The organism is Nonomuraea solani, from assembly GCF_900108335.1.
Classification (GTDB): Bacteria; Actinomycetota; Actinomycetes; order Streptosporangiales; family Streptosporangiaceae; genus Nonomuraea; species Nonomuraea solani.
The window spans coordinates 60,130-86,565 of record NZ_FNVT01000006.1 but is presented as its reverse complement, the minus strand read 5'-3'; the positions used below and the strand labels follow the sequence as shown (position 1 = coordinate 86,565).

Here is a 26,436-nt window from a genome sequence, read left to right as displayed (position 1 = left end):
ATCCATGTACGGTCCCGACCTCACCTTTCTCGGGGTGGACCGTTGCGACGCCGGCGAGCCGGAGACCTACGCGGACGCCGACGTCGTGATCATCGGCGCCCCCTTCGACGGCGGCACCACGAACCGGCCCGGCGCCCGGTTCGGCCCCCGGGCGCTGCGCCAGGCCTGCTACCTGCCGCACGACGGCTCCCGCCCCAGCCTGGCGCTGCGCGTGGACGCCCTGCGCGACCTGCGGGTGCTCGACGCCGGCGACGTCGAGTGCTACTCGGGCGACGTGGAGGGCTCGCTGGCGGCGATCGAGGAGGCGGTGCACCGGATCGCGGCCTCCGGGGCGATCCCGCTGGTGCTCGGCGGCGACCACACGGTGGCGCTGCCGGACGCCCGGGGCACGGCCAGGGCGTACGCGGGCGGGCGTACCTCGATGATCCACTTCGACGCGCACGCCGACACGGGCGACATCGCCTTCGGCCACCTGTACGGCCACGGCCAGCCGATGCGGCGGCTCATCGAGTCCGGCGCCATCCGCGGCGACCGGTTTCTGCAGATCGGGCTGCGCGGCTACTGGCCCGAGCCGGAGACGCTGAGCTGGATGGCCGCGCAAAATATGCGTTCCTATGAAATGACCGAAATTGTGGCTCGCGGGCTTGACGAATGCCTGACGGAGTCGTTCGGGATCGCCCTCGACGAATGTGACCAGATCTTCCTGTCGGTGGACATCGACGTCTGCGACCCCGGCCACGCGCCCGGCACCGGCACGCCCGAGCCCGGCGGGCTGACGGCCAGGGAGCTGCTCGATTCGGTCCGCCGGATCTGTTACGAGCTGCCGGTGGCGGGGATGGAGGTCGTGGAGGTGGCGCCGCCCTACGATCATGCGGACATCACGGCGTTCCTCGGGAACCGGGTTATTCTTGAGGCCCTGTCAGCGATGGCCAGACGCCGCAAGGACGACGAAGGCGGGCCACGCTGGGACCCCAGGCAACCCCTTCTTGACGGTCGTTGACCCGTGCGCAGCAAATGACGCATGGAGAGCCGGTAGGTTTACCTCTTAACACAACCTTCGCGAACGGGAGATTCCCCCCATGGGTCCCTACCTCCTCGGCCTGCGGCTTTCCGGCCGCCGGGTCCTCGTGGTGGGCGGCGGCCGCGTCGCCCAGCGACGGGTGCCCGCGCTGCTAGAGGCCGGTGCGGAGGTCACCGTCGTGTCGCCGAGCGTTACGCCGGCGCTCGACGACCTGATCGCCGCCGAGAGGGTCACCTGGCACGCCCGGCCCTACGAGGTCGGCGACTGCGACGGGGCCTGGCTCGTGCAGGCCTGCACCGACGACAGGTCCGTCAACACGGCGGTCGCCGCCGAGGCGGAGGCCAAGCGCGTGTGGTGCGTGCGCGCCGACGACAAGGACGCCTCGGCCGCCTGGACACCCGCCACGGGGCGGGTCGACGAGATCGGTGTGGCCGTCACCGCGGGCGGCGACCCGCGCAGGGCCGCCGGCATCAGGGACGCCGTGGTCGAGGCGCTGCGCGACGGCACCGTCGACGCCCGGCGCAACCGCACCAAACCCGTCGGCGTGGCCCTCGTGGGCGGCGGCCCCGGCGACCCCGGCCTGATCACCGTGCGCGGGCGGCAGTTGCTCGCCCAGGCCGACGTGGTGGTCGCCGACCGGCTCGCGCCGCGCGCCCTGCTCGACGAGCTCGCCCCCGACGTCGAGCTGATCGACGCCGCCAAGGTGCCCTATGGCCGCGCGCTGTCCCAGGAGACCATCAACGAGCTGCTCGTGGACCGCGCCAGGCAGGGCAAGTTCGTGGTCCGGCTCAAGGGCGGCGACTCGTTCGTGTTCGGGCGCGGCGGCGAGGAGATGATCGCCTGCGCCCAGGCCGGCATCCCCGTCCTGGTCGTTCCCGGCCTCACCAGCGCCGTCGCGGTGCCCGCCGCCGCCGGGGTGCCGGTCACCCATCGGGGCGTCAGCCAGGAGTTCCACGTGATCTCCGTGCACGTCGCGCCCGACGACCCCAGGTCCACCGTCGACTGGCCCGCCCTGGCCCGTTCCCAGGGCACTCTGGTGCTGCTGATGGCCGTCGAACGGCTGTCGAAGGTGGCCGAGGCGCTCGTTCGAGACGGACGTGCCCCGGAGACTCCCGTAATGGTGGTGCAGGACGGTACCCTTCCGACCCAGCGGGCGGTTACCGCTTCGCTTTCCACCGTGGCCGACCGCGTGTCCGCGGCTGGTATACGGCCGCCGGCGATCGTGATCGTCGGTGACGTCGTGAGGGTCGGCCAGGAGGTCGAGATGGTTCGAGCGGAGCGCTTGCCGTGAACACGGCCATGGATGACGGGCGGCAGGAGTCACCCGGGGAGCAGACGTTGAGCTTCCGCGCGGTGACGGACGAGGACCTGGACGAGGTCCGGGACGATGACGTCCTGGACGGCGCGAAGGCCGTACCGGAGGGAGCCGGAACGACGGACCGGAACAGCCCCACGCCCAACCGGGACCCGGGCGACCCGCCCGAGCCCGATGACGAGGTCGAGCCGGGGGAGACCGCCTCCTCCTCGGACTCCCACGAGGAAGTCCCGGCTCAGGAGACCGACGACGAGCCCGCGCCCGAGGAGGTCGGCGACGACGAGTCCGCCGTCTCCGAGTTTGAGGCTTCGGACGCCCGCGACGAGGCCCCGGCCGGCGACTCGCCCGCGTCGGCGGGGACCGGTGGCTGGCTCACGGTCGGGGATTTCGACGACGACGATGAGTTCGCGGATGCGGACACTTCGGTTCGTGAGGTCGGTGATGAGCCGGTGGCGGTGCAGACCGGTGGCTGGCTCACGGTCGGGGATTTCGACGACGACGATGAGTTCGCGGACTCGGACGCTCCGGCTCGCGAGGTCTCGGGCTCGGACGCCCGCGACGAGGCCCTGATCGCGGAGTCCCCCGAGGAGGATGCGGCTCCGGAAGAGCCCTCGAAACCAGAGGCCGGTGGCCTTTTCACGGCTCGCCAGGTCTCCGGCCGGAAGGCTCATGACGAGCCCGATGCCGGCGCGGCGGCGCGCTCGGGCCGGGACGAGCCCGATACCGGCGCGGTGGCCAAGCTTCCCGTCCGTAAGCCCCGCAGCACATCCGCCGCCGGCGAGCCCGCCGACCGGCAGGCGTCCGTGTGGGAGGCGCGCGCCCGGGAGGCCCGCCAGGCCACCGCTCGCCAGGGCTCCGAGGAGCCGCCCGGCCGCGGACCGTCGATGTTCGAGAAGCCGGCGGCACTGCGGCGTCCGATGACCGAAGAGATGCTGGACGCCCTGCGCCCGCCCACGGACGCCGACCAGCCGGACGACTCCGGCGAACGCCCCTCCCTCTTCGCCAGGCCCGCCGCACGTTCGGTCTTCCAGCCCGCGAAGGCGGAGGACGTACCGGACACCGAGCAACCCCAGGACGACCCGCGCCCTGACGACCGGTCGGTGGACGAGGCTCAGCCCGCCGAAGACGACCCGGACACGCAGGACACCGGCGACTTCGAACTCCCCGAGACCACGGAAGACACCAAGAACAAGCCCGAGGAGAAGAAGGGGACGGCGCTTCCCGCCGAGACCGTCGAGGCGCTGATGGCGGCCCTCGGCACCCTCCGCGAAAGCGTCGCCGACCTCCGCTTCAGCCTCGACCTCCCCGGTTCGGAGGAGGCCAAGCAGGCGCAGGCCGACCTGCTGGCCCAGCTCGAAGGCTACGTACTGCCCCGGGTCAGGACCAGCGCCGCCCCCGCCCTCATCGTGATCGCGGGATCGACCGGCGCGGGCAAGTCCACCCTGGTCAACTCCCTCGCCGAGCGGAACGTCTCGCGCACCGGCGTACGCCGCCCGACCACCGGCACCCCCGTCCTGGCCTGTCACCCGGACGACCGCAAGTGGTTCGCGGAAGGCGACCTGCTCGGTGGCCTCCAGCGTTTGGAGAAGCCCTCGCCGGACGCCGGGATGCGCGGCCTGGTCGTCGTCGCGACCGAGAAGCTTCCGCAGGGCGTCGCGCTGCTCGACACCCCCGACATCGACTCGGTCGTCGAGGAGCACCACGAGATCGCCCACCGCATGCTCGACGCCGCCGACCTGTGGATCTTCGTGACCACGGCGGCCCGCTACGCCGACGCCCCCGCCTGGAACCTGCTGCGCCTGGCCAAGGAGCGCGGCGCCCGCCTGGCGATCGTCCTGTCGCGGGTGCAGCCCAGGTCGGCCGACGTGGTGCTCAAGCACTTCGGGCGCATGCTGACCGAATACGGGCTCGGCGAGATCGACAGGTTCGTCATCCACGAGGTCGACGTGGCCGACGGCAGGCTGCCCGACAGCGAGATGACCGACCTGCGGCTCTGGCTGGCCGAGCTCTCGGTGGACGAGGAGCGGCGGGCCCAGGCCGTACGCGAGACGCTGAACGGCGTACTGAACAGCTTCCGCACCCGTGTGCCCGCGCTGGCCAAGCACCTGGAGACGCAGGTCGCGTTCAGGGCGGAGCTGCGCAGCGACGTGGAGGCGTCCTTCCTCCGCGCGCTCGCCGACATCGACAAGGCGTCGAAGAACGGCTCGCTGCTGCACGGCGAGGTGCTGGCCCGCTGGCAGGACTTCGCCGGCTCCGGCGACCTCATGCGCTCGCTGCAACTGCGCAAGCGCGGGCGGGCGGCCAAGCAGGCGCCGGAGCGCGTGCTCGCGTTCAAGGCGGCGATCCGCGCCGGGCTCGAATCGGTGCTCCTCGCCGCCGCCAACCGCGCCGCCGAAGAGGTGGTCGCGCGCTGGCGGCACCGTTCGGAGCTGGGCGCCAAGCTCGGGGAGAACCTCGGCAGGCCGTCCGACGATCTCGTACGGCACGCGGGCCGGGCCATCGCGTCCTGGCAGGAGCACCTGAGCGAGCTCGTACGCACGGAGGGTGTGGCCAAGCGGTCGGTGTCGAAGCTGGTGTCGTTCGATCCCGATTCGCTCGCCCTGATCTTCACCGTGGCCATGTTCAGCGGCGGCAATGGCGAGGGGGTGCCGCATCGCCTGGTCAACGCCGTACTCGGCGCGGAGTCGCTGCGCGGCATCGGCGCCAAGGCGCTCAGTGATCTTCGAGCCAGGATAGGCATGCTCTTCGACGAGGAATCCATGCGTTACGTGCAAGCCCTCGACTCGGCCGGGATTCCCGACGAGTCCGTCGCCACCCGCCTCTACCAGGCGACGTACAACCTCGAGGTCGCTCGATGACCACCACGACCACCAGGCCGGGGCTCGCGCCGCGACTGTCCGCGCTCACCAAGGTGGTGGAGCTGGGCCCCGGGCGGCTGGACAAGAAGCTGCTCGCCGAGGCCAACGGGCTGCTGCAGTTGGCCGGGCACCGGCTCAAGCTGTCCTCGGAGCACACCGTGGTCGCCCTCGCGGGCGGCACGGGCAGTGGCAAGTCGTCGCTGTTCAACGCCATTTCCGGGCTTGAGCTGTCGCCCACCGGCGTACGCAGGCCGACCACCGCCCGTACCCACGCCTGTGTGTGGGGGCTTGAGGGCGCGGGACCGCTGCTCGACTGGCTGCAGATCCAGTGGCGGCACCGCTTCTCCCGGGCGAGCGCGCTCGACAAGGGCGACAGCCAGCTCCACGGGCTGATCCTGCTCGACCTGCCCGACCACGACTCGATCAGGGCGCTCACCGACACCGAGGCCGACCGGCTCATCGGGCTGGCCGACCTGGTGGTGTGGGTGCTCGACCCGCAGAAGTACGCCGACGCCTCCACGCACCGGCGCTACGTGACGGAGCTGGCGGGGCATGAGGCGGTGACCGTGTTCGCGCTCAACCAGGCCGACCGGCTCACCACCGAGGAGCTGGCCGAGCTCGTCATCGACCTCAACGACCTGCTGCGCCGCGAAGGCGTCGAGCACCCCAGCGTCGTACCGACGTCGGCGGCGACAGGGCGGGGCGTCGAGAGCCTCAAGAGCGTCATCGCGACCGCGGTCGCCCGGCGGCGGGCCGCCATCCAGAAGCTCGAAGCCGACCTGCAAAGGCTGGAGCAGCGGCTCAGCCAGGCCATGCCGATGGGGGAGGCGCTGTCGGCGCCGTCCTCGGTCGACGAGGCCCGCCGGATGGGCCTGACGGACGCGCTCTGCGACGCGGTGGGCGTACCGGCGGTGGGCGAGGCCATGGAGAACGTCTACGCGGAGCGGTCGAGCCAGTGGGTCGGGTGGCCGTACCCGAGGTGGTTCGCCAAGTTCCGCCCCGACCCGCTGAAGAGCCTGCGGCTCGAAGATGTGGGCGAGGAGATCCGCGGCATCACGACCACGTCGGTCAGCGCGCAGTCGGCCGAGGTCGCCAACGCCGTACAGGCGCTCACCGACGGCCTGTCCATGGGGATGCACCCGGTGTGGCGCACAGCCGTGCACCAGGCGGCCAGGTCCCGTTCCAGTCAGCTCCCGCAGGCCCTGACGGAGGACCTCACAGAGGTGGCGCCGCAGCTCGACCGGGTGCCCGGATGGTGGCGGGCGCTCAAGGTGTGGCAGTACGTCCTGGTGGCGGCCTTCGTGGCCGGCGTGGTGTGGCTGGCCGCCGGCCTGCTCATGCCCGGCCAGCTGCCCCCCGCCCTGGAACTGCTGGGCGACAGCGCGACCCTGCCGTGGGTGGGGCTCATGATGGCCTCGGTGCTGGGGCTCGGGGCGCTGTCGGGCATCGCGTCACGCAACTTCGTGGAGCTGGGGGCGTCGCGGGAGCGCGAGCGGCTGGAGCGCGAGATGCGGCGCAGGGTGGCGGCGGTGTCGACGACGATGGTGGTGGAGCCGGTCGAACGCGAGCTGGGCCGCCACCACGCCTTCTACACGGCCATGCGCGACCTGTCGGTCTAACCCCTCACCTTGTACGCGGGGCGTAGGGCCCCACCACTCGAGGCCCTACGCCTTCCCTTTCAACGGGTGCCCCATTTACCTGGACTCCCCGGTTCACCACCAGCGAGCCCAGCCATTCATCCACAGGCCGCCCCGCCTCCCCCTCCCTATCCACAGAACCACGTTCGACCCCCCGCCACCCCGCCCTCCCACGGCACCGTGTTCCCCAGACCGCGGGCAGCCGGCCCGCCACATGGGAGGCACGGGATGAACGACATCTACATAACGCTCACCGGCAACGTCGCGGCAGAGCCGAGGCAATACAGCTTCGACGAAGGCACGAAGGTCACTTCACTGAAGGTCCTCACCTCACACCGCTATTTCGACAGGAAGACCGGCCAGTGGACGGACGGGGAGAAGGTCTGCTTCACGGTCCGCTGCTGGCGCGCCTTGGGAGAAAACGTCGCCACCTCCGTACGGGCCGGCCATCCCGTGGTGGTGTCGGGCAGGCTGCGCATCCGGGAGTTCGGCGTTGACGGAGATCGCCGCTTCATGCCCGAGATAGAGGCCAGTTCGGTCGGCCACGATCTCCGCTGGGGCACCAACGTCTTCAGCAAGCCCGAACGCGGCGGGGTGGGCTCGATGAGCAAGGAGATGCGCGACCGGCTCGACGAGGAGACCCGCGACTGGGCCATGGGCACTCGCAACCTCCGCGGCCTCACCCGCCACGAACCGGCTGCCGAGGACACCACGGTCCACATCCTGGGCGCCGACCACGAAACGTCCCAAGCCCTGGACGGCACCGCACCGACATCGGGGCCGGCCGAGAACGGCACCGTACGCCCGCTGAGGACAACGGACGACACGGTACGAATCCTGGGCGCCGAGCAAGCCGACCCGACGGGCAACCCAAGTACTGACGCCGAGGCTGAGGACGCCGAGCCCGAGCTGCTGCCAGAACCCGCAGCGGCATAGCCCTCCAAGAGGGGCACCACCCCAACCCGGTGCCCCTCCCCCCTCAGCCTCCATCAAAGAGCCCCAGCCCCACGGGCCAGAAACCTCCCAACTCCAACAGGAAGCCGACCATCAGTCACGCAGACCAACGACGCCAACCCCAGCCAGCCAGACCCGAGGGCAATGACCGCTTTAGACCGAGGCCGGCGACCGGCGTGGCCAGCGACCGGCCAAGAAGCAAGGCCACCGGTCGCCCTGGACGCGAGGCACCGGCCGCCCTGAACCCGAGGCGGTGACCGACCCCGGACCCGAGGAGGCAGTGGCCGCCCTGGATTCGAGGCGGTGACCGTGCTAGGACCCCGAGCCAGTGACTGCCCCAGACCCCGAGACTCCAGACACCCCTAACCCCAGGCCCGAAGCCGGTCGGCGGCCGAAAGAGACAATCCCGGAAACCGGGCTCGGGGCCGGCGGATTGTTCCTGGAGCCCGGGGGAAGTGTTGCGAGGGCGCAACCCAAACGGCGACGATCCGCAGCCGCAGCCGCAGCCGCAGCCGCAGCCGCAGCCGCAGCCGCAGCCGCAGCCGCAGCCGCAGCCGCAGCCGCAGTGCGGTCGGGTCAGGGCCAGGGTCGCGGCAGGGCGCGGTCGGGATCTCAGCCCGGGGCCACGGCCGCAGCTTGGGGCCGAGATCAGACCCTCAACCTCAGCCGCAGTCGAGATTGCAACCGCCACCCAAGGCTGCAACCCAAGTCCCACGGCCGCCACCCACGGCCGCCACCCACGGCCGCCACCCACGGCCGCAACCCAAGGCCCAAGGCCCACGGCCCACGGCCGCAGCATGGAGTCGCAGCACAGGGCTGGGATTGAAGCCGCAGCCCGGGTTGGGGCCGAGACTGCGGCAGGGGCCGCAGTCGAGATCGCAGCCCGGAGTCACGGCGATCCGAGTAGCAGGCTGTCAGGCCCTCAGGAAGAGGCGTTCCTCAAAGAAGAGACGTTTCCTCAGGAAGAGACGTTGAAGATCCACCACGAGCGGCAGAAGGAAGAGCAGGAGAGCCGGATGTCGACGACGGCCGATATTCACCCGTCGTTGTCGACACCGGACGGGAAAGGAGCGCGGAGAGCCGGGCAGGAGGAGGGGGGAGGGGGCATCGGCCAGGTCCCGTTATTCACCCCGAGGGACGACCGATGGTGTGTTGCCCACGGCAGATGGCTAGAGCATCTGTCAGGTCCAGGTCACGCCCCGCACCATGGCTGCTCCTTTCCAGCACGGCTTTCCAGCACGGCCCGCTCGTGGAGTGAGCAGGTGTAGTCATTGCCAACGTAGCGGTTCCCATCGCACAACGCACACTCCGCAATTATTGTGTTACACATCGTTAGTCAGGGAGGGGACGGGATGGCGGTGACCAGTCACGCCTCGATCAAGTCTCGCGACGGTGTGTCAACTCTTGCTGGCCGCTGGCCGTTGCTCGGGCAACGCCGTCCGCTTGTGGTCTACTTGTGCGCGATCGTGGCGCTTGATGTCGCTGCGATCGTGATGTTCACGGCGTCGACCGATTTCCATTGGCGGGACGCGCTCACGTTCGGCGCCCTCATGGGCTGTGGCGCCGTGTGCATCGAGGCCACCAGGCGTCTGGGCATGCCCGCCGGTGTCTCGCGTGACCTGCTGTCCGCTTGGTGGTTGCCGGTGGCGCTGCTCCTGCCGCCGGTCTATGCCCTTTTTGCCCCGATCGTGCTGCAGATCCTGCTCCAGGTGCGAGTGCGGGCGACGGTGCTCTACCGGAGGGTGTTCAGCTCGGCGGCCATCGGCCTGGCCGGGTGCACGGCCTCCGTCGTGTTCCATCTGTTCGTCGATGACCCATGGGTGCTGTCGCAGGGGAGTGGGCCGCCGATCCTCGTCGCGGTGGCGGCCGCCGTACTGTTCTCCCTGCTCAACATCACCCTCATCGCCATCGCCGCCCACACCGCCGACCCCGACATGACCTGGCGGGAGGTTCTGTGGAACAGAGAGAGCGTGCTGCTGGACATCGTGGAGCTCTGCCTGGGCGTCACGGTGTCGATCGGCTGCGGGCTCAACCTGGCCCTGCTCATCCTCGCTTTGCCGCCGGTGGTGCTGCTGCAGCGCAGCCTCCTGCACGCCCAGCTCCAGGCGGCGGCCCGTACCGACGCCAAGACCGGTCTGCTGAACGCCGCCGCCTGGCAGCGCGAGGCCGACACCGAGATAGTCCGTGCCCGCCGCACCGGTGACACCCTGGCGCTACTGATCATCGACATCGACCACTTCAAGCGCGTCAACGACGCCCACGGCCATCTGGTGGGCGACCAGGTCCTTGTGGGGGTGGCCTCGACACTGCGCAGCCAGCTACGCGACTACGACGTGGTGGGGCGTTTCGGGGGTGAGGAGTTCGTCGTCCTCCTGCCCGGCGCCGACATAGACGAGGCCCGCCGGGTCGCCGAACGTCTGCGCAATCGCATCGGTCACATGGCCATCCCCGTCGACGACACCCTCATCAGAATCACGATCTCGGCCGGGGTGGCGCTGATGAGCGTCCACGGCGACGACCTCATCGACCTGCTGACCGCCGCCGACCTGGCCCTCTACCGCGCCAAAGAACTGGGCCGCGACCGCATCTGCATCCCCGCCGTCCAACTCCCACCCCGCCCCCTCCCCAACGACCCCACCCCCTGACCCGCCACTTCCGGCCCTCCGCCCACCTTCATCGAGGCCCGTCCACTCGGGCCCGCCACCACTTTCGGACCCACTGTCCGCGGGCCCGCCACCGCACTCGGGTCCGCCGTCTGCGGGTCTTCCGCCGCTTTCGCGTCCGCTGCTGGCGGGTCTGCCCTCCGCGGGTCCGCCACCGCTTTCGGCTGCGCCGCACTCGGACCGGCTGCGCCGTCTTCGGATCCGCTGCCCGCTTTCGAGTGCGCCGCTTTCGGGTCCACCACCTGCGGGCCCGGCACCCTCTGGCTCGCACCCTCTGATCCGTCACTCACTGATCTCGTGCCTGGGCTCATGCTCCGGTCCATGCCTTGGCTCGGAGCATGGCCCCATGCCTGGGGCCCGTGCTCAGGCCTCGTGCCTGGCCCCGTGCTCAGGCCCCGTGCCTGGGCCCATGCTCGGGGCCCCAGGTCTGATCCCACGTCCTCGTCTCAGGTCCTGGCCGCGCCTTCCGGCCTCACGTCCTGATCGCACCTTCCGGCCACAGGTCTTGGCCTCGCGTCCCGGCCACAGGTCCTGGCGTTACGTCCCGGCCTCACGTCCCGGCCTCACGTCCTGGCCTTACGTTCTGGCCTCGCCTCCTAGCGGCATCGGTCCTTCGCCGGGGTGCTTCGGGGCGAGGTGGTACGAGGGCAGGGTGGTTTGTGGGGTGGAGGGGCTTTGAGGGGAGCTGCCTGTGAGGGGGAAGGTGCTGGGGGGAGTAGAGGGGTGAGGGAGCGGAGGGCCGGGCGCGGTGGCGTACAAGGGCTTGTCGGGAGGAGCGGCGGAAGCCTGGGTTGGGAGCCCCTAAGCTAGAGGACATGCCGGAGTACATCTACACGCTGCAGCGCGTGCGCAAGGCGCACGGCGACAAGGTTGTCCTTGATGACGTCACGGTGTCGTTCCTGCCCGGAGCCAAGATCGGTGTCCTGGGGCCGAACGGCACCGGCAAGTCGACGCTGCTCCGGATGATGGCCGGCCTGGAGCAGCCGTCCAACGGTGATGCCAAACTCATGCCGGGCTTCACGGTGGGCATGCTCCAGCAGGAGCCGCCGCTCAACGAGGAGAAGACCGTCCTCGGCAACGTGCAGGAAGGCGTCGCCGAGACGATGGCGATGCTCCAGCGCTACAACGACATCGCCGAGCAGATGGCCACCGACTACAGCGACGAGTTGCTGGAAGAGATGGGCAAGCTGCAGGACCAGCTTGAGCACCGCAACGCCTGGGACCTCGACAGTCAGCTCGAGCAGGCCATGGACGCCCTGCGCTGTCCCCCGCCCGACGCCGAGGTGACCAAGCTGTCCGGTGGTGAGCGCCGCCGGGTCGCCCTGTGCAAGCTGCTTCTTGAGGCCCCCGACCTGCTGCTGCTCGACGAGCCCACCAACCACCTCGACGCCGAGAGTGTGCAGTGGCTGGAGCAGCACCTGGAGAAGTACGCCGGCACCGTGCTGGCCGTCACCCACGACCGCTACTTCCTCGACAACGTGGCCAACTGGATCCTGGAGCTGGACCGCGGCCGGGCCTATCCCTACGAGGGCAACTACTCCACCTACCTGGAGGCCAAGACCCAGCGGCTCAGGGTCGAGGGCCAGAAGGACGTCAAGCGCAAGAAGCGCCTCGAGGACGAGCTGGAGTGGGTCCGGTCCAACCCGAAGGCCCGCCAGACCAAGAGCAAGGCCCGTCTCCAGCGCTACGAGGAGATGGCGGCCGAGGCCGACAAATACCGCAAGCTGGACTTCGACGAGATCCAGATTCCGCCGGGCCCGCGTCTGGGCACCACGGTCATCAGGGCCGACGCGCTGACCAAGGGGTTCGACGACCGGCTGCTGATGGAGAAGTTGACGTTCGACCTGCCGCGCAACGGCATCGTCGGCATCATCGGCCCCAACGGCGTCGGCAAGACCACGCTGTTCCGCATGATCACCGGTAATGAGACGCCCGACGACGGCGCGATCGTGGTCGGTGACACGGTCAAGATCTCGTACGCGGACCAGAGCCGTGGCGGCATCGACCCGAGCAAGAACGTCTGGGAGGTCGTCTCCGACGGGCTCGACCACATCAAGGTCGGCAACGTGGAGATGCCGTCGCGAGCGTATATCGCGGCGTTCGGGTTCAAGGGCCCCGACCAGCAGAAGAAGGCCGGCGTGCTGTCGGGCGGCGAGCGCAACCGGCTCAACCTGGCGCTCACGCTCAAGCAGGGCGGCAACGTGCTGCTGCTGGACGAGCCCACCAACGACCTCGACACCGAGACCCTGTCGTCGCTGGAGAACGCGCTGCTCGACTTCCCGGGCTGCGCGGTGATCACCTCGCACGACCGGTGGTTCCTCGACCGCATCGCCACCCACATCCTGGCGTGGGAGGAAGGCTCGAACTGGTTCTGGTTCGAGGGCAACTACGCGGACTACGAGAAGAACAAGGTCGAGCGCCTGGGCGCCGACGCGGCCCGCCCCCACCGCGTCACCTACCGGAAGCTGCACCGCGACTGATTTTCATCTTGTACGGCAGGCCGGCGGCACGCCACCCGGCGTCCGTGGCTGAGGGCCTCCAGGGTGACGGCGGCTGACCCGCACAGGGTCGGCCGCCGTTACGGCTGGATCGTTGGCCGTCTGGGTGGTCGGTGATGGGCCGCCGCCCTGTCGTCGGTTGATGCGGTGACGACGCTCTGCTGGGGGTCTGGCTGGTCGCGGAGTGACCGCATCGCCCCGTCAGGCGGCGCTGGTCGAGGTGCGCCGATCTCTGCGGTGCGCCAGGGAGGCGCCTCTCGGTGTGGCAGGGAAGCGTTCTTCGTGGTGTCTTCGACGGGTGGGCTTCTAAGCTGCTGCGGGGATGCGGGACAGGGTGGCGAGGGACTCTATGAAGAAGTAGATGACCCGGAAGAACGCCAGCACCTCCCCCCGCTCAAGCCGCACCCCCCGATACATCACCGCCCGCCCAGGGTCGCCCCCGTTCCGCAGGTCCGCCCAGGTGGTCTCCCCGGCCGCCAGCACGAAGTCGGCCGCGGCCGGGTCGGAGGTGATCTCCGCCTCGACGCACTTGCCGTCCTTCCAGGTCAGCACCAGGTAGGCGCCCGTCTCCCGCACCCCCAGTGCCCACGTGGCCGTGTAACCGGTGCGGGCTCGTTCGATCCAGGTCCAATACGACGGCAGTTTGCCCTCCTGGACGGGACCGGCGTCCACGGCGGCACGGGCGGCCTCGGCCCACTCCGGGGTGAAGAAGCGCATGCGTCAGCCTCCGGCGAGCTCCGGTTCGATGCGGTCGATCTTCTCCTGGATGTCCGGCGGGATCGCGATGCCCACGTCCGACAGCTTCATCCGCAGTTGGCGGATCATGAGCCGTTTGACCTCCTCCGGCGTCCAGCCCAGCGACTCCAGTTCGAGTTGCCGGCTGGTGGCGCTGTTGATGGCCAGGATCGTACGGAGTGTCTCGTGGATCTGGAGCAGCAGCCGGGGATCCTCCCGTACGGAGTCGCGCAGGAACCGCATCCCGAACTGGACATGCCGGGCCTCGTCGCGGCACGTGGCGGTGAAGCCGGTGTAGTAGCCGGGCAGGAGCCCGCGCTGCCGGCAGTAGGTCAGCGTGATCTTCATGACGGACAGCGCCAGCACGCCCTCGATCCAGAGGAAGTAGGTGGTGCCGTACCGTACGCGGGCGGCCGCGTCCTCGGGGTCCCTGCGCAGTTCGTCGGCCTGGTACGCCAGCAACCCGAACGGCCCCACGAACGTCTCCGACACGTGCGCGAAGGACGCGTCCAGCACCTCCTGCACGGAGTCGCCCGGCAGGCCGACGACCTCGCGGTAGAAGCGGTCGAAGAACACGGTGTGCCGGGCCTCGTCCTCGATCTGGCTGGACATGTAGATCTTGGACTCTTCGGAGCCGCCGATCATGAACACCGGCAGCTCCACCTCCACCTGCCGTTCCCCATGATGGAACCCGGCGGAGATGGCCACGAACGCGTCGCGCTCCCGTTGCGTCATACGCTCGCGCCAGTGCACGAGGTCCTGGGAGAAGTCCAGCTCGTAGACGTCCCACCGCTGGCGCAGGTAGCGCCGGTAGAGGTCCATGTAGCCGGGCAGGCGCTTGAGATCGCGGTGCAGGTAGGTGAGCACGTCGTCGATGTCGAGGTCGCCAATCCCCGCCAGGTCGGAGTCGGCTACAAGGGATAACGCGGGGAAGGACGGGTTGGTCAACTTTCCGCCTCTCCGATGGCGACTGCGGCTGGAGTGCGGGCGGCGCGCCGCCACGGCCCATTGAACAGCACGATCGCCGGGATGAACAGGACCAGACAACCCGGCGCCACGAACAGCCACGTCTGCCAGCCGGTGGCCGCCACCACGTGCGGAACGACCACCGCGATGCTCTTGGTGAGGAACCCGAACAACCCCCCAGGCGATCCCCCGCAGCCGCGGGCCGGCGTCCTCCGCGTCCTCGGAGTAGTTGGCCATCCAGGGGGCATAGGCGGCCCCGAGCGAGCCGCCGAACCGCGCGCCGGCCGAACAGCGGCCGCGTGAGGTCCACGACCTGGGTGGCGGCCCGCTGGATCCTGGCACGCGGCTCGGGGGACAGGCCGGCGATGGCGGCCGCCAGGATGTTCGCGCCGCCGGGTCCCCAGGTCCAGCAGCCGAACGCCTGGGCCCGCCCAGCCGCGGCGAGAAGTCGCGGATCAATCGAGAACGTCAAGAGGCTAGAATGAAATTCTAGGATTGCCGCAGCGTGAGGAGCCCCGCGTGGACCTGCAACTGGACGGCCTCGAAGTGTCCTTCGATCACACGGCCGTGGCCGCTCCCCGGATCAGGGATCTGCTGCCCGTCTACCACGATCTGCTCGGCGGTCGGCACCTGGGCGGCGGCGGTGACCATCGGGTCGCCGGATACCGCACGCTGCAGCTCACTTACGCCAACGGGAACAAGGTCGAGTTGATGGAGCCGCTGGCCGGATCGACGTTCTTCGACAGCTTCTTCGAGCTCACCAGGGGCAGGGGCGGCGTCCACCACCTGAACTTCCACGTGAACGACCTCCAGGCGGCCGTGGCCAGGCTGACCGGCCGCGGCTACCGCCTGCACGGACTCAATCGGTCGGACTCCCGCTGGCAGGAGGTGTTCCTGCACCCCAAGGAGGCCCACGGTGTGCTGATCCAGCTCGCCCAGCCGGGCCCGCGCGAGCCGGGTGAGCCGCGCCCGGCCCTGGAGGAGGTGCTGAGCGGCCGGGGCAGGAACGGCAACGGCGTGCCCAGCCCTTGAGTCCCCGCGAACCCTAGATCTAGAGTGTAATTCTAGAACTAGATGGGGGAGGCCGATGAAGCCGGCACCTAGGCCAACACCCGAGACCCGGCCGTTCTGGGACGGCACGGCCGCGGGAGAGCTGCGGATCCAGCGCTGCCAGACGTGTGAGCGGCACTACTTCTACCCGCGGCCGAGCTGCCCCCACTGCGGCGGCGACCAGGTCGAATGGGTGCGAGCCAGCGGCCGCGCGACCCTCTACTCCTACGTGATCAACCACCGCCCCGCGCCCGGCTTCGAGGACGAGGCCCCGTACGCGATCGCCGTCGTGGAGCTGGCGGAGGGCGTGCGCATGATGAGCAACATCGTCGGAATCGAGAACCTCCCCGAGAACCTGCCGCTCGACATGGAGCTGCGGGTGGTGTTCGAGCGGCGCGGCGACGTCTGCGTGCCGCTCTTCGAACCGGCCGGAGGCGCCCGATGAGCATCGTGATCGCGGGCGCCGCCGAGACCGACGAGGTGGGCCGCCTCCCCGGCCACTCCACCCTGCGACTCCACCTGGAGGCCGCCAGGAACGCGCTCGCCGACGCCGGCATGACCAAGCACGACATCGACGGCGTCGCCACGGTCGGCACCCCCGGCCCGATCCAGATCGCCCACGCCCTGGGCATCACCCCGGCCTGGCTGGACGGCACGGGCGTGGGCGGCTCGTCGTTCCTGTTCCACGTGCGGCACGCCGCCGCGGCGATCCGCGCCGGAATGTGCCGTACGGTGCTGATCACCCATGGGGAGTCGGGCAGGTCGCGCGTCGGGGCCGGGCGCTTCGGGATGGGGCCGGACTCGCTGCTGGGGCAGTTCGAGCTGCCGTACGGGATGACGGGGCCTGCGACGTCGTTCACCATCACCGCGCTGCGCTACATGAAGGAGACCGGCCTCACGCACGAGCAACTGGCCGAGGTAGCGGTGGCGCAGCGGCGCTGGGCCCACCTGAACCCGCGCGCGATGTACCGGGACCTGATCACGGTGGACGACGTCCTCGCCTCGCGCCTGGTCGCCTACCCGTTCCACCTGCTGGAGTGTTGCCTGGTGACCGACGGCGGCGGCGCGCTGATCGTCACGTCGGAGGAACTGGCCCGCCGCTCGCCGGTCTACCTGCTGGGCTCGGGCGAGGCGGCCGAGTCGCCGATCATCTCGCAGATGGAGGACTTCACCACCTCGAAGGCGTTCCGGCTGTCGGGCGAGGCCGCGTTCGCCGAGGCCAAGATCGGCCACGCGGACGTCGACCACCTCATGGTGTACGACGCCTTCGCCCACGTGCCCATCTACGGCCTGGAGGACCTGGGTTTCGTCGGCCGCGGCGAGGCCGGGGCGTTCATCGCCGAGGGCCACACCTCACCGGGCGGCAGCCTGCCCATGAACACCAACGGCGGCGGCCTGTCGTACACGCACACCGGGATGTACGGCATGTTCGCCATCCAGGAGTCGGTACGCCAGTTGCGCGGCGAGGCGGCGGCCCAGGTGCCGGGCGCGGAGGTGAGTGTCGTCCTGGGCAACGGAGGGATGTTCGCCTCCGCCGCGACCCTGGTCCTGGCCGGCCGTCCGGCGTGACAATGGAACGGAATGGAACGCCTTTCCTGACGAGGGCATACCTGACGCAGGAGGAGGGGATTCGCGATGCCGAAGTTCATGGATGTGCACAGCGGATTCGTGGGGGCGACGGAGGAGCAACTACGGGCGGCGCATGAGCGCGACCTGGCGATCGAGGAAGCGGAGGGCGTGCACTTCGAGCGCGCCTGGCTCGACCCCGACTCGGGCAAGGTGTTCTGCCTGTCGTCCGGGCCGTCCAAGGAGGCGGTGCTGCGCGTACACGAGAAGGCCGGGCACCCCACGACGGAGATCTACGAGCTCCCGGTCGAGATCGAATAACCGGGAAGCGAAAAGCGGCACCCGCACCGAGGCGCGGGTGCCGCGCTCAACGCCGGACGACCAGCGCGTCCAAAGCCTCGCCCCGGGACCCGGTGACGCGATCTCCAGGGTTGAACAGGTCCCCGACCGTCATGCGCCTCACTCCCCGATGAGCCCGAGCCGGGCGTGCCCCTTGATCAGATTGCGGGCGATGGTGCGCCGCTGGATCTCGTCGGTCCCCTCGAAGATCCGCAGCAGGCGCAGCTCCCGGTACCAGCGCTCGATCGGCAGCTCCTTGGTGTAGCCCATACCTCCGTGGATCTGCAGCACCCGATCCACCACCTGGTTCGCCATCACGGCCCCGTTGAGCTTGGCGATCGAGGAGGCGTGCCGCGCGTCCATGCCCCGCGAGACCTGCCACGCCGCGTACAGCGTCAGCCACTTGGCCGCCTCGATCTCCACCTGGGAGTCGGCGATCATCCACTGGACGGCCTGGTACTCCGAGATCGCCTGCCCCATGGACTTGCGGATCTTGGCGTAGTCGATGGCCATCTGGAGCATGCGCTCGGCCGACCCGATGGCCCGCGCCGGGATCATGTAACGGCCCTGGCCGATCCACTCCATGGCCAGCTCGAAGCCCTTGCCCAGCTCGCCCAGGATGTTCTCCTCGGGCACCCGTACGTCCTGGAACACCAGCGCGGCCGGCCCCCACTCGCCCATCGTGGGGATCGGCTCGGACGTCCATCCCATGTCCCGGTCCACCAGGAAGCAGGTCACCCCGTAGGGCTCGGCCACGGCGAACACCATGACGAAGTCCGCCTCGCTGCCGCCCGTGATGAACGTCTTCTCCCCGTTGATGACCCATTCGGAGCCGTCCCGGGTGGCGCGGGTGCGGATGTTGCGGGCATCGGAGCCCGCGCCCGGCTCGGTGATCGCGAAGCAGGAGCGGCGCTCGCCCTCGATGGTCGGCAGCAGGTAGCGCCGCTTCTGCTCGTCGGTGCCCGCGTAGAGGATGTTGTCCGCGCTGCCGCCGAACGTGAACGGCACGAAGGTCCGGCCCATCTCCATGGCGATGATCGCGGACATGATCGGGCCGAGCGCCGCGCCGCCGTACTCCTCGGGGGTGTTGATGCCCCAGAAGCCGGACTTCCTGGCCTTGGCGCGGAGGTCGCGCAGGACGTCGGGGCCGAGACCGGGGCGGCCTTCACGCTCGTTGCGCAGCACCTCGGCCTCCAGCGGCATGACCTCCTTCTCGACGAAGGATCGGACGGTGTCGCGGATCTGCCGTTCCTCAGGGGTGAGCGAGAAGTCCACAGCCGCCTCCCAGGCAGTTTCTAGAATATATCTCTAGGATAGCATTCGTCAGAATCTGATTCTAGAATCGGGTCGCGCTACGATGGTCGTCATGGCACGCAAGTCCTCGTGGGAGTGGAGCCGTACGGCCCAGACCCGCAAAAGCATGCTGCAGGCGGCTCGCGAGGTCTTCGGCGAGCACGGCTTCGCCGAGTCCAGCGTCTCCGAGGTGGTCGCCCGCGCCGGCTCCAGCGTCGGCAGCCTCTACCACCACTTCGGCGGCAAGACCGAGTTGTTCCTCGCCCTCTACGAGGACCACCAGGCCGCGCACGAGCAGGCGTCCGCCGCCAGCGTGGCCAAGGCCAAGAAGGAGGGTGTGACCGACCCGGTCGAGCTGCTGATCGCCGGCGCCCGCGCCTACCTCGACGGCGCCTGGGAGCGGCGCGACCTGGTCAGGCTGTTCATCGACGGCGACGGTCCGCCCGGCTTCGAGCTGATCCGCCGCACGCGCGGCCGGGAGTGGGTGCGTCAGAACGCCGTGCTCCTCGGCGCCGGCGGCGACCCGCTCGACCGGTTCACCGTGGCCGCGCTGACCAGCATCATCGGCGAGGCCGCCCGCGAGGTCGCCACCTCCGACACCGAGGAGGAGGCCAGGGAGGTCGCCGAGGCGGCGATGACGCTGATCCGCCGCCTCGACCCGCTCCAGGTGCTGGATGAGGGTTGATCAGCCGATCGTCGCCCGCCCCCGGTCGATGACCACGGTCCCGTCGTCCTTGGCGGTCCTGAACAGCACGTCCGTCCCGTTCGCCCAGATCGACACGGTGAGCGACTCGCCGGGGAACACCGGGCTGGTGAACCGCCCCGACATCGCCTTGAACCGCGCCGGATCCGACTCCGCCACCGTGTGCAGCAGCGCCCGCCCGGTCACCCCGTACGTGCACAGCCCGTGCAGGATCGGCCGGTCGAACCCGGCCCTGGCGGCGAACTCCGGGTCGCTGTGCAGCGGGTTGTAGTCGCCGGACAGCCGGTAGATCAACGCCTGCTCCGGCCGGGTCGGATAGGTCACCTTGTGGTCGGGCGCGCGGTCGGGCGCGGCCCACTCGTCGCGCGGCCCTCGATCGCCGCCGAACCCGCCCTCGCCCCTGATGAACGCCGCGCCGCGGGAGGAGATCACCACCTCGCCCGTACGCAGGTCCACGGCCGTGGCCTCGGTGGTGACCAGCGCGCCCGAGCCCTTGTCGTAGATCCCGGTCACCTTCGAGGTCGTCCGCACGCCGCCCGCCGCCGGAAGCTCGCGGTGCAGCTCGAAGCCCTGCTCGGCGTGGACCAGCAGGGCCGGGTCGAAGTCGCCCAGCCGCCGCCCCGGCGCCTGCGCCGCCAGCACCGCGAACGTGGGCAGCACCCGCTGCTCCTTCTCCGTCGTGAACTCCAGCTCGGACAGGCCGGCGCCGACGCCGAGCGCGTACAGCATGGTGTCCTTCGAGGTCCACGTGTGCTCGTACGACGGGCCCTCGACGCCCACCAGCGAGTGGTCGAGTGGCATGTCAGTCCTCCCGTCCGGGGATGCGGCCGTTGGTCATCGCGTTGGGGGCGGCCTTGTCGACCAGGGCCGGGATGACGCCGCCCAGCTCGGCCGGGTCCCAGCGGCCGCCGTTGTCGACGCCGGGACCGGCGTGCCAGCCCTCGGCCACGCTGATCACGCCCGCCCGCACGTTGAACACCCGGCCGGTGATGCCCCGGGCCTCGGCGCTGGACAGCCAGACCACCAGCGGCGCGATGTCGTCGGGGTCGGCGCCGGCCGTGCCCGCCGGGATGAGGTTCTCGGTCATGCGGGTGAGGGCGGCGGGCGCGATGGCGTTCACCGTGACGCCGTAGCGCTCCAGTTCCTTGGCCGCGATGATCGTCAGCCCCGCGATGCCCGCCTTGGCGGCGCCGTAGTTGCCCTGCCCGGGGTTACCGTAGATGCCGGAGGACGAGGTCGTGTTGATGATCCGGGCGTCTACCGATTCGCCCGCCTTGGCCCTGGCCCGCCAGTAGGCGGCGGCATGGCGCAGCGGCGCGAACGTGCCACGCAGGTGCACCTTGATGACGGTGTCCCACTCGTCGGCCGTCATGTTGACGAGCATGCGGTCGCGCAGGATGCCCGCGTTGTTGACCAGCACGTCCAACCGGCCGAAACGATCGACGGCGGCCTGGACCAGCCGTTCGGCGCCGTCGAAGTCGGAGACGTCCTCGCCGTTGACCATGGCCTGGCCGCCCATGGCCTCGATCTCCGCCACCACCTCGGCCGCCGCCCCGGACGAGCCGGTGCCGTCGACCGCCGCGCCCAGGTCGTTGACCACCACCTTGGCGCCCTGTCTGGCGAACTCGAGCGCGTGGCCCCGCCCGATGCCCCTGGCCGCACCCGTGACGATCACCACGCGGCCCTCGACGATCCCGCTCATCCGACACCTCGATCCTTGACCGGCTGACGATGCGAACTAGATTCTAGTATCAAAATCTAGAAAGGACAGGCCCTTGCCGGTGACGTCCCTTTCGCTCGGTTACGCCTGGCGCACCCTGTCGGTCGTGAGCCTGGCCAGCGTGCTGACCGGGCTCGGCGGCAGCGCCGTCAACGTCGCGCTGCCGGCGATCGCCAGGCACACCGGGGCCGATGCCACGGCCGCGGGCTGGATCCTTCTGGGCTTCCAGTTGACCACGACCGTCCTCACCGTGCCGGCCTGCCTGGCCCGGCGCCAGGCCACCTGACCGGTACGGGTACGGTGGCGGACGTGGTTGAAAGCACCCCGGCCGAACGGCACGTCTATCTTCGCGCGGTGAGATTCGCCGACGTCGACTCCCAAGGGCACGTGAACAACGTGCGTTTCCTCGACTACCTCGAGGACGCTCGCTTCGGCATGTTCCACATCGACCCGTACAACGCGGGCGACGAACCCTTCAAGGGCCTGGTGGTGACCCGCCACGAGGTCGACTACCGGCGCCCGCTCGGCTTCCGCGCCGAGCCCGTGCGGATCGAGTCCTGGGTGACCGACGTCGGCCGGGTCCGGTTCTCGCTGCGCTACGAGATCCTCGACGACCAGGACGTCTACGTCACCGCGACCTCGGTGCTGGCCGCCTACGACGTCGAGCGGGCCGCTCCGCGCAGGCTGAACGAAGGGGAGCTGGCCTACCTCAAGCGCTACGCGGTATGAAACGCTGGGTGATGCTGGCGCTGGGTGTCAACGCCCATGCCAGTGTCACGCTGGGGTTGTTCGGCCTGCCGCTCGTGATGCCCGAAATTTTGCGACATTTCAATGTCTCGCTGGCTCTGGGCGGAATGATTGGGAACGCCCCGGCTTTTGGGATTCTGGCCGCTCTCGTCGCCTGGGGTGTGCTGGCCGACCGGCACGGTGAGCGGCTGGTGCTCGGCCTCGGCGTGGGCCTGGCGGCCGTGCTGTTCGCCGCCGTCGCCTTCGTCGAGCGGACGTGGGCCGTGGTGGTGCTCCTCGCCCTGGCCGGCGCGGCGGGCTCGGCGGCCATGGTGGGCGGCGGGCGGATCGTGCTGCGCTGGTTCCAGCCGCCCGAGCGCGGCGTCGCCATGGGGCTGCGCCAGGTCTCCTTCACCCTGGGCATGGCGGTCGGCGCCTTCGCGCTGCCGCCCGTGGCGCGGGCCTACGGGCTGCCCGGCGTGCTCCTCGTCTGCGCCGGCGCGAGCCTGCTGGCCGCCGTGCTGGCCGCCTTGTTCCTGGCCGAGCCGCCGCACGACATCGCCGATTCGGCCGCCGCGCCCGCGCGCTCGCCGTACCGCCAGCCGACGCTCTGGCGGGTGCACGCCACCAGCGCGCTGCACGTGGTGCCGCAGGTCGTGGTCAGCACGTACGGCGTCTACTGCCTGGTCCAGCTCTACGGCTGGGACACCGTGGCGGCCGGGCAACTGTTCGGCGTGGCGGCCATCGGCGGGGCCGCGGTGCGCATCGCGGCCGGTCGCTGGTCCGACCGTACGGGGCTGCGCATGCGGCCGCTGCTGCTGATCACCCTCGCCAACCTGGTCGTGCTGGCGCTGCTGGCGGCCGCCACCCTGGCCCGCACCGGCTTCGGGCCGGTCATGCTGGCGCTGGCCGCGGTGATGACCGTGGCCGGCAACGGGCTCGCCTACCTCGCCGCCGGCGAACTGGCCGGGCCCGGCTGGGCGGGCCGGGTGCTCGGCACCCACAACACCGTCCAGAACTCCGTCTCCCTGCTCATCACGCCCCTGGCCGGAGTGCTGATCGAGCACTCCGGGTACGGGGCGGGCTTCGTCGCGGGGCTGGCCTGCGCGCTGCTCTCGCTGCCGGTCATCCCCTTCCGCGGCGAGCGGTCACAACACTCATGACGCGCGGCGCAGCCACACCGCCGTGTCGGGCGGCAGCAGGCCCCGCTTGAGCGGTCCGCTCGACAGCAGCACCTCTTCGTGCCGTGGCAGGCGTACCGGGCGGGTGCCGCAGTTGATGGCGCAGATCAGCGGGCCGCGGGTGAAGAAAAGCGCACCCTCGGGAGACTTCAGCCACTCCAAGGTATAAGGAATCGATCTGGCCAGGTCACGGCGGCAGGCCAGGGCCCGGCGGTAGAACTCCAGCGTCGAGTCGGCGTCGCCCTCCTGCTTCTCGACGCTCAGCTCCGCGAACGTCTCCGGCTGTGGCAGCCACGGCTCCACGCCGCCGGGGGAGAAGCCGTGGGAGGGCGTGTCCACCGTCCACGGGATCGGCACCCGGCACCCGTCCCGGCCGGGCAGCTCGCCCTTCGACTGGAAGAAGACCGGGTCCTGCCTGGCCGCGTCCGGCAGGTCGGTCACCTCGGGCAGCCCCAGCTCCTCGCCCTGGTAGAGGTAGGCGGAGCCGGGCAGGGCCAGCATCGCCAGCAGCGCCGCCCTGGCCCGCGCCAGGCCCGTGCCGAGGTCGTCGGCGCCGTAGCGGGTGCGGTGGCGTACGACGTCGTGGTTGGACAGCACCCACGTCGCGTACGGCACCGTGGACATGGTGTCGTCGATCACCTTCTTGAACGCCGCCGCCGACCACGGCGCCTGCAGCCAGGCGAAGTTGAAGCTCTGGTGCAGTTCGTCCGGCCGTACGTAGAGGGCCAGGTCCTCGGGGCTGTCGGTCCACACCTCGCCCACGGCCATCCGCTCGCCCGGATAGTCGTTCAGCACCCGGCGCCAGTCGCGGAAGACGTCGTGCACCTCGGGCTGCCCCCACACCGGCGAGACCGCCTTGAACGACTGGTCGCCGACGTTGGGCAGGCCCTCCGCCTTGTACAGGCCCATGGCCACGTCGATGCGGAACCCGTCGACGCCACGGTCCAGCCAGAACCGCAGGACGTCCAGGAACTCCGCGTGCACCTCGGGGTTGCGCCAGTTGAAGTCGGGCTGGCCGGGCGCGAACAGGTGCAGGTAGTACTGGCCGTCCTCGACCCGCGTCCAGGCGGAGCCGCCGAACGTGGACTGCCAGTTGTTGATCGTGTCGCGGAAGAGGTAGCGGTCACGCCCCTCGCCCCGCAGCGCCTCCTGGAACCAGGCGTGCGCGGACGAGCTGTGGTTGGGCACGATGTCCACGATCACCCGCAACTCGTGCTCGTGCGCGTCGGCGACCAGCGCCTCGAAGTCGGCGAGCGAGCCGAACAACGGGTCGACGTCGCGGTAGTCGGCCACGTCATAGCCGCCGTCGGCCATCGGCGAGGTGTAGAACGGGGTCAGCCAGATGGCGTCCACACCCAGCCGCCGCAGGTAGGGCAGGCGCTCGCGCACCCCGGTCAGATCGCCGACGCCGTCTCCTGAGGCGTCGGCGAAACTGCGTACATAGATCTCGTAGACCACGGCATCACGCCACCAGGGGATATCCATGTGGCGTGTCATGCCCGCTTATGTGGGTGAGTTCACCAGACTGTGCGCGGCGTAGACCAGATAGTCCCAGAGCCTGGTCTCCTGCTCCTCCGTCAGGCCGAGCGTGTCGACCGCGTCGCGCATGTGCTTCAGCCAGGCGTCCCGCTCGGGCTCGCCGATCACGAACGGCATGTGGCGCATGCGCAGCCTGGGGTGCCCGCGCTGCTCGCTGTAGTCCTTGGGGCCGCCCCAGTATTGGATCAGGAAGCCCCGCAGCCGCTCTTCGGCGCCCTCAAGGTCGGGCTCCGGGTAGAGCGGCCGCAGTAGCGGGTCGTCCGCGACCCCCTCGTAGAACCGGTGGACGAGGCGGCGGAAGGTCTCCTCGCCTCCGACGGCGTCGTAAAAGGAGGTCTCTGTCACGTCTCTAGCCTATGCTGCGGCCACCATGGGGATGCCCGCGGCGTCGAGCGCCGTCTTGACCCTCAGCCTCAGCTCCCTCGACACCTCCGCCTGCGCGGCGGGCAGTGTCTTGGCGGAGATGCGGAACACCAGCGAGCTGTCGGAGAGCTGCTCGACGCCGAACACCTGCGGCTCCTCCACGATCTTGCTCTCGCGCAGCTCGGCGTCGGCCCAGATCTCCTCGGCCACGTGCTCGAGCAGCACCCGGACGCTCATGACGTCGGCGTCGTAGGCCACGCGGACGTCCATGTAGGCGCGCGACCAGCCCTGGGACTCGTTGCCGACCCGGGTGATGGTGCCGTTGCGGACGTACCAGACGCGGCCGTCGGCGTCGCGCAGCCTGGTGACGCGCAGGGTGACCGCCTCGACCGTGCCGATGGCGCCGCCCACGTCGATCACGTCGCCCACGCCGTATTGGTCTTCGAGCAGCATGAACATGCCCGCGATGAAGTCCTTCACCAGCTCCTGGGCGCCGAAGCCGATGGCCACGCCGAGGATGCCGACGCTCGTCAGTAAGGGCGCGATGGGGATCGCCAGGCGATCGAGCACGGTCAGCACACCGGTGCCCAGGATCACGATCGAGGCGACGTGTTTCAGCACCGAGCCCATCGTCTCGGCGCGTTGCTTGCGCCGCTCGTGGAGCAGCGCGTCGATGCCGTCCGTGACGGCACCCTTGCGGAAGCGGCTGGCGATGGAGCCGCCCGTGGCCGCCCGGTTGATCACTCTCGTGATTAACCGGTGGGCGATGTTACGGACGACGAACGCCAGCACCAAGATCAGTATGACGGTGACGAAGGTGGCCACCAGCGGTGCCCACGGCGCGTTGTCGAACATCCCCACGAGAGTAGAGCACAGGACCGTGTCGCCTTGACACAACCCCGCCATATCCTTGGTCATCTTCGCGAAGTCCGGCAGGCCGGACGGCGATATCGGTACAGGTGCGGGCGTAGGCTGTGGCGACGCTGTCACCAGCAGTAACACTAGGTGGATCCCCCTCCGGAAGCGGTTCGGCCGACTGATTGGACCGTTGCGATCCAAAAATACCGCCGACCGAACCGCCCGCCGTCACATCACGCCGGGGAAGACGGGGTCGCCCGCTCTCAGGGCCGCGGAGGGAGAGAGCGCACGCTCCGATGACGGACGGCTCGGTACGGGACACACACCCGGAAGCGTGTCCCGTACCGGTTCCGGGAGGGATCCCCCGAACACCCGCCCGGCTGACCGGGCGGGCGGCTTGACTCGTACGGCGCGCGGCGCCGTACGAGACGAAGAGGGGCGGGCCGGAACC

General features: G+C 70.0%; 24 protein-coding genes. 15 read left to right on the top strand and 9 right to left on the bottom strand.

Annotated elements, in window-relative coordinates:
* Positions 1-4 precede the first annotated feature (4 nt).
* The 7 genes from speB to ettA all read left to right on the top strand — a co-directional run bounded on the left by speB (position 5) and on the right by ettA (position 12,928).
* Positions 5-1,000, top strand: a complete 996-nt coding sequence (speB, locus tag C4V41_RS23245) for an agmatinase (protein WP_200824159.1) — start codon at positions 5-7, stop codon at positions 998-1,000.
* Positions 1,001-1,079: 79 nt separating this feature from the next.
* Positions 1,080-2,312, top strand: coding sequence for a uroporphyrinogen-III C-methyltransferase (gene cobA / locus C4V41_RS23240; protein ID WP_103958042.1), 1,233 nt, complete (start codon positions 1,080-1,082; stop codon positions 2,310-2,312).
* Positions 2,309-5,194, top strand: a complete 2,886-nt coding sequence (locus C4V41_RS64315; protein WP_235030332.1) for a dynamin family protein — start codon at positions 2,309-2,311, stop codon at positions 5,192-5,194. Before cobA ends, C4V41_RS64315 begins: the two co-directional genes overlap by 4 nt.
* Positions 5,191-6,813, top strand: coding sequence for a GTP-binding protein (locus C4V41_RS23230; protein ID WP_103958041.1), 1,623 nt, complete (start codon positions 5,191-5,193; stop codon positions 6,811-6,813). The genes C4V41_RS64315 and C4V41_RS23230 overlap by 4 nt, the downstream gene beginning before the upstream one ends.
* A 246-nt stretch (positions 6,814-7,059) precedes the next feature.
* Entirely contained in the window at positions 7,060-7,767 is a 708-nt protein-coding gene (locus C4V41_RS23225; protein ID WP_103958040.1) for a single-stranded DNA-binding protein, read from the top strand.
* A gap of 1,511 nt (positions 7,768-9,278) precedes the next feature.
* Positions 9,279-10,430 (top strand): sensor domain-containing diguanylate cyclase, encoded by a 1,152-nt coding sequence (locus C4V41_RS23215; protein WP_235030363.1) that lies wholly within the window; start codon positions 9,279-9,281, stop codon positions 10,428-10,430.
* An 833-nt stretch (positions 10,431-11,263) separates the two neighbouring features.
* A complete protein-coding gene (ettA, locus tag C4V41_RS23210; protein ID WP_103958037.1) occupies positions 11,264-12,928 on the top strand; it encodes an energy-dependent translational throttle protein EttA in 1,665 nt (554 codons plus the stop codon).
* A gap of 324 nt (positions 12,929-13,252) precedes the next feature.
* On the opposite strand, the gene C4V41_RS23205 is transcribed toward ettA, so the two are convergent.
* From C4V41_RS23205 to C4V41_RS23195, 3 genes are read right to left on the bottom strand one after another with little or no spacing between them, the layout of a single operon-like run.
* On the bottom strand, positions 13,253-13,663 hold the full coding sequence (locus C4V41_RS23205) for a hypothetical protein (RefSeq protein ID WP_103958036.1): 411 nt from the start codon (positions 13,661-13,663) through the stop codon (positions 13,253-13,255).
* Positions 13,664-13,666: 3 nt separating this feature from the next.
* Positions 13,667-14,629, bottom strand: a complete 963-nt coding sequence (locus tag C4V41_RS23200; protein ID WP_103958035.1) for a ferritin family protein — start codon at positions 14,627-14,629, stop codon at positions 13,667-13,669.
* Positions 14,626-14,820: a hypothetical protein gene (locus C4V41_RS23195; protein WP_103958034.1), complete on the bottom strand. Its 195-nt coding sequence runs from the start codon at positions 14,818-14,820 to the stop codon at positions 14,626-14,628. Before C4V41_RS23195 ends, C4V41_RS23200 begins: the two co-directional genes overlap by 4 nt.
* Positions 14,821-15,166: 346 nt before the next feature.
* On the opposite strand from C4V41_RS23195, the gene C4V41_RS23190 reads away from it, so the two are divergent.
* The 4 genes from C4V41_RS23190 (at position 15,167) to C4V41_RS23175 (ending at position 17,584) form a co-directional block, all read left to right on the top strand.
* Positions 15,167-15,679, top strand: coding sequence for a VOC family protein (locus C4V41_RS23190; protein WP_146103749.1), 513 nt, complete (start codon positions 15,167-15,169; stop codon positions 15,677-15,679).
* Positions 15,680-15,734: 55 nt separating this feature from the next.
* Positions 15,735-16,142 carry a Zn-ribbon domain-containing OB-fold protein gene (locus tag C4V41_RS23185; RefSeq protein WP_103958032.1) on the top strand — a complete coding sequence of 136 codons (408 nt, stop codon included), beginning with the start codon at positions 15,735-15,737 and terminating at the stop codon, positions 16,140-16,142.
* Positions 16,139-17,266 (top strand): thiolase C-terminal domain-containing protein, encoded by a 1,128-nt coding sequence (locus C4V41_RS23180; protein ID WP_103958031.1) that lies wholly within the window; start codon positions 16,139-16,141, stop codon positions 17,264-17,266. Before C4V41_RS23185 ends, C4V41_RS23180 begins: the two co-directional genes overlap by 4 nt.
* A 66-nt stretch (positions 17,267-17,332) precedes the next feature.
* Positions 17,333-17,584, top strand: a complete 252-nt coding sequence (locus C4V41_RS23175; protein ID WP_103958030.1) for an SCO4226 family nickel-binding protein — start codon at positions 17,333-17,335, stop codon at positions 17,582-17,584.
* 138 nt (positions 17,585-17,722) lie between these two features.
* Here C4V41_RS23175 and C4V41_RS23170 read toward each other — a convergent pair whose 3' ends face one another.
* Complete coding sequence (locus C4V41_RS23170) at positions 17,723-18,877, bottom strand: acyl-CoA dehydrogenase family protein (RefSeq protein WP_103958029.1); 1,155 nt, start codon at positions 18,875-18,877, stop codon at positions 17,723-17,725.
* Between the two features lie 91 nt (positions 18,878-18,968).
* Here C4V41_RS23170 and C4V41_RS23165 point away from each other — a divergent pair, with 91 nt between their 5' ends.
* On the top strand, positions 18,969-19,580 hold the full coding sequence (locus tag C4V41_RS23165; protein WP_103958361.1) for a TetR/AcrR family transcriptional regulator: 612 nt from the start codon (positions 18,969-18,971) through the stop codon (positions 19,578-19,580).
* Here C4V41_RS23165 and C4V41_RS23160 read toward each other — a convergent pair whose 3' ends face one another.
* Positions 19,581-20,399 carry a MaoC family dehydratase gene (locus tag C4V41_RS23160; protein ID WP_103958028.1) on the bottom strand — a complete coding sequence of 273 codons (819 nt, stop codon included), beginning with the start codon at positions 20,397-20,399 and terminating at the stop codon, positions 19,581-19,583.
* Between the two features lies 1 nt (position 20,400).
* On the bottom strand, positions 20,401-21,300 hold the full coding sequence (locus tag C4V41_RS23155) for an SDR family oxidoreductase (RefSeq protein WP_103958027.1): 900 nt from the start codon (positions 21,298-21,300) through the stop codon (positions 20,401-20,403).
* Positions 21,301-21,379: 79 nt separating this feature from the next.
* On the opposite strand from C4V41_RS23155, the gene C4V41_RS23150 reads away from it, so the two are divergent.
* The 3 genes from C4V41_RS23150 to C4V41_RS23140 are packed head-to-tail and all read left to right on the top strand — an operon-like array spanning position 21,380 to position 23,207.
* A complete protein-coding gene (locus C4V41_RS23150) occupies positions 21,380-21,604 on the top strand; it encodes a hypothetical protein (protein ID WP_200824158.1) in 225 nt (74 codons plus the stop codon).
* A gap of 23 nt (positions 21,605-21,627) precedes the next feature.
* Positions 21,628-22,047 (top strand): acyl-CoA thioesterase, encoded by a 420-nt coding sequence (locus C4V41_RS23145; protein ID WP_235030331.1) that lies wholly within the window; start codon positions 21,628-21,630, stop codon positions 22,045-22,047.
* Positions 22,044-23,207, top strand: coding sequence for an MFS transporter (locus C4V41_RS23140; protein WP_103958026.1), 1,164 nt, complete (start codon positions 22,044-22,046; stop codon positions 23,205-23,207). The genes C4V41_RS23145 and C4V41_RS23140 overlap by 4 nt, the downstream gene beginning before the upstream one ends.
* Here the strand turns inward: C4V41_RS23140 and C4V41_RS23135 are convergent.
* The 3 genes from C4V41_RS23135 to C4V41_RS23125 are packed head-to-tail and all read right to left on the bottom strand — an operon-like array spanning position 23,202 to position 25,982.
* Positions 23,202-24,710: a glycoside hydrolase family 13 protein gene (locus C4V41_RS23135; RefSeq protein ID WP_103958025.1), complete on the bottom strand. Its 1,509-nt coding sequence runs from the start codon at positions 24,708-24,710 to the stop codon at positions 23,202-23,204. The two genes, C4V41_RS23140 and C4V41_RS23135, sit on opposite strands and share 6 nt — an antisense overlap.
* A gap of 18 nt (positions 24,711-24,728) precedes the next feature.
* Complete coding sequence (locus C4V41_RS23130) at positions 24,729-25,109, bottom strand: globin (protein ID WP_103958024.1); 381 nt, start codon at positions 25,107-25,109, stop codon at positions 24,729-24,731.
* A 9-nt stretch (positions 25,110-25,118) separates the two neighbouring features.
* The gene (locus C4V41_RS23125; RefSeq protein WP_235030330.1) at positions 25,119-25,982 is read right to left on the bottom strand and encodes a mechanosensitive ion channel family protein; all 864 of its coding nucleotides are present in this window, start codon (positions 25,980-25,982) and stop codon (positions 25,119-25,121) included.
* Positions 25,983-26,436: the final 454 nt, after the last annotated feature.

Bases quoted from the DNA above. Each gene is read 5' to 3' on its own strand.
- speB (WP_200824159.1), top strand. From the start codon at position 5: ATGTACGGTCCCGACCTCACCTTTCTCGGGGTGGACCGTTGCGACGCC.
- C4V41_RS23225 (WP_103958040.1), top strand. From the start codon at position 7,060: ATGAACGACATCTACATAACGCTCACCGGCAACGTCGCGGCAGAGCCG.
- C4V41_RS23230 (WP_103958041.1), top strand. From the start codon at position 5,191: ATGACCACCACGACCACCAGGCCGGGGCTCGCGCCGCGACTGTCCGCG.
- C4V41_RS23125 (WP_235030330.1), bottom strand. From the start codon at position 25,982: ATGTTCGACAACGCGCCGTGGGCACCGCTGGTGGCCACCTTCGTCACC.
- ettA (WP_103958037.1), top strand. From the start codon at position 11,264: ATGCCGGAGTACATCTACACGCTGCAGCGCGTGCGCAAGGCGCACGGC.
- C4V41_RS23140 (WP_103958026.1), top strand. From the start codon at position 22,044: ATGAAACGCTGGGTGATGCTGGCGCTGGGTGTCAACGCCCATGCCAGT.
- C4V41_RS23215 (WP_235030363.1), top strand. From the start codon at position 9,279: ATGTTCACGGCGTCGACCGATTTCCATTGGCGGGACGCGCTCACGTTC.
- C4V41_RS23185 (WP_103958032.1), top strand. From the start codon at position 15,735: ATGAAGCCGGCACCTAGGCCAACACCCGAGACCCGGCCGTTCTGGGAC.
- C4V41_RS23175 (WP_103958030.1), top strand. From the start codon at position 17,333: ATGCCGAAGTTCATGGATGTGCACAGCGGATTCGTGGGGGCGACGGAG.
- C4V41_RS23135 (WP_103958025.1), bottom strand. From the start codon at position 24,710: ATGGATATCCCCTGGTGGCGTGATGCCGTGGTCTACGAGATCTATGTA.
- C4V41_RS23155 (WP_103958027.1), bottom strand. From the start codon at position 21,300: ATGAGCGGGATCGTCGAGGGCCGCGTGGTGATCGTCACGGGTGCGGCC.
- C4V41_RS23205 (WP_103958036.1), bottom strand. From the start codon at position 13,663: ATGCGCTTCTTCACCCCGGAGTGGGCCGAGGCCGCCCGTGCCGCCGTG.
- C4V41_RS23180 (WP_103958031.1), top strand. From the start codon at position 16,139: ATGAGCATCGTGATCGCGGGCGCCGCCGAGACCGACGAGGTGGGCCGC.
- cobA (WP_103958042.1), top strand. From the start codon at position 1,080: ATGGGTCCCTACCTCCTCGGCCTGCGGCTTTCCGGCCGCCGGGTCCTC.
- C4V41_RS23160 (WP_103958028.1), bottom strand. From the start codon at position 20,399: ATGCCACTCGACCACTCGCTGGTGGGCGTCGAGGGCCCGTCGTACGAG.
- C4V41_RS23165 (WP_103958361.1), top strand. From the start codon at position 18,969: ATGGCACGCAAGTCCTCGTGGGAGTGGAGCCGTACGGCCCAGACCCGC.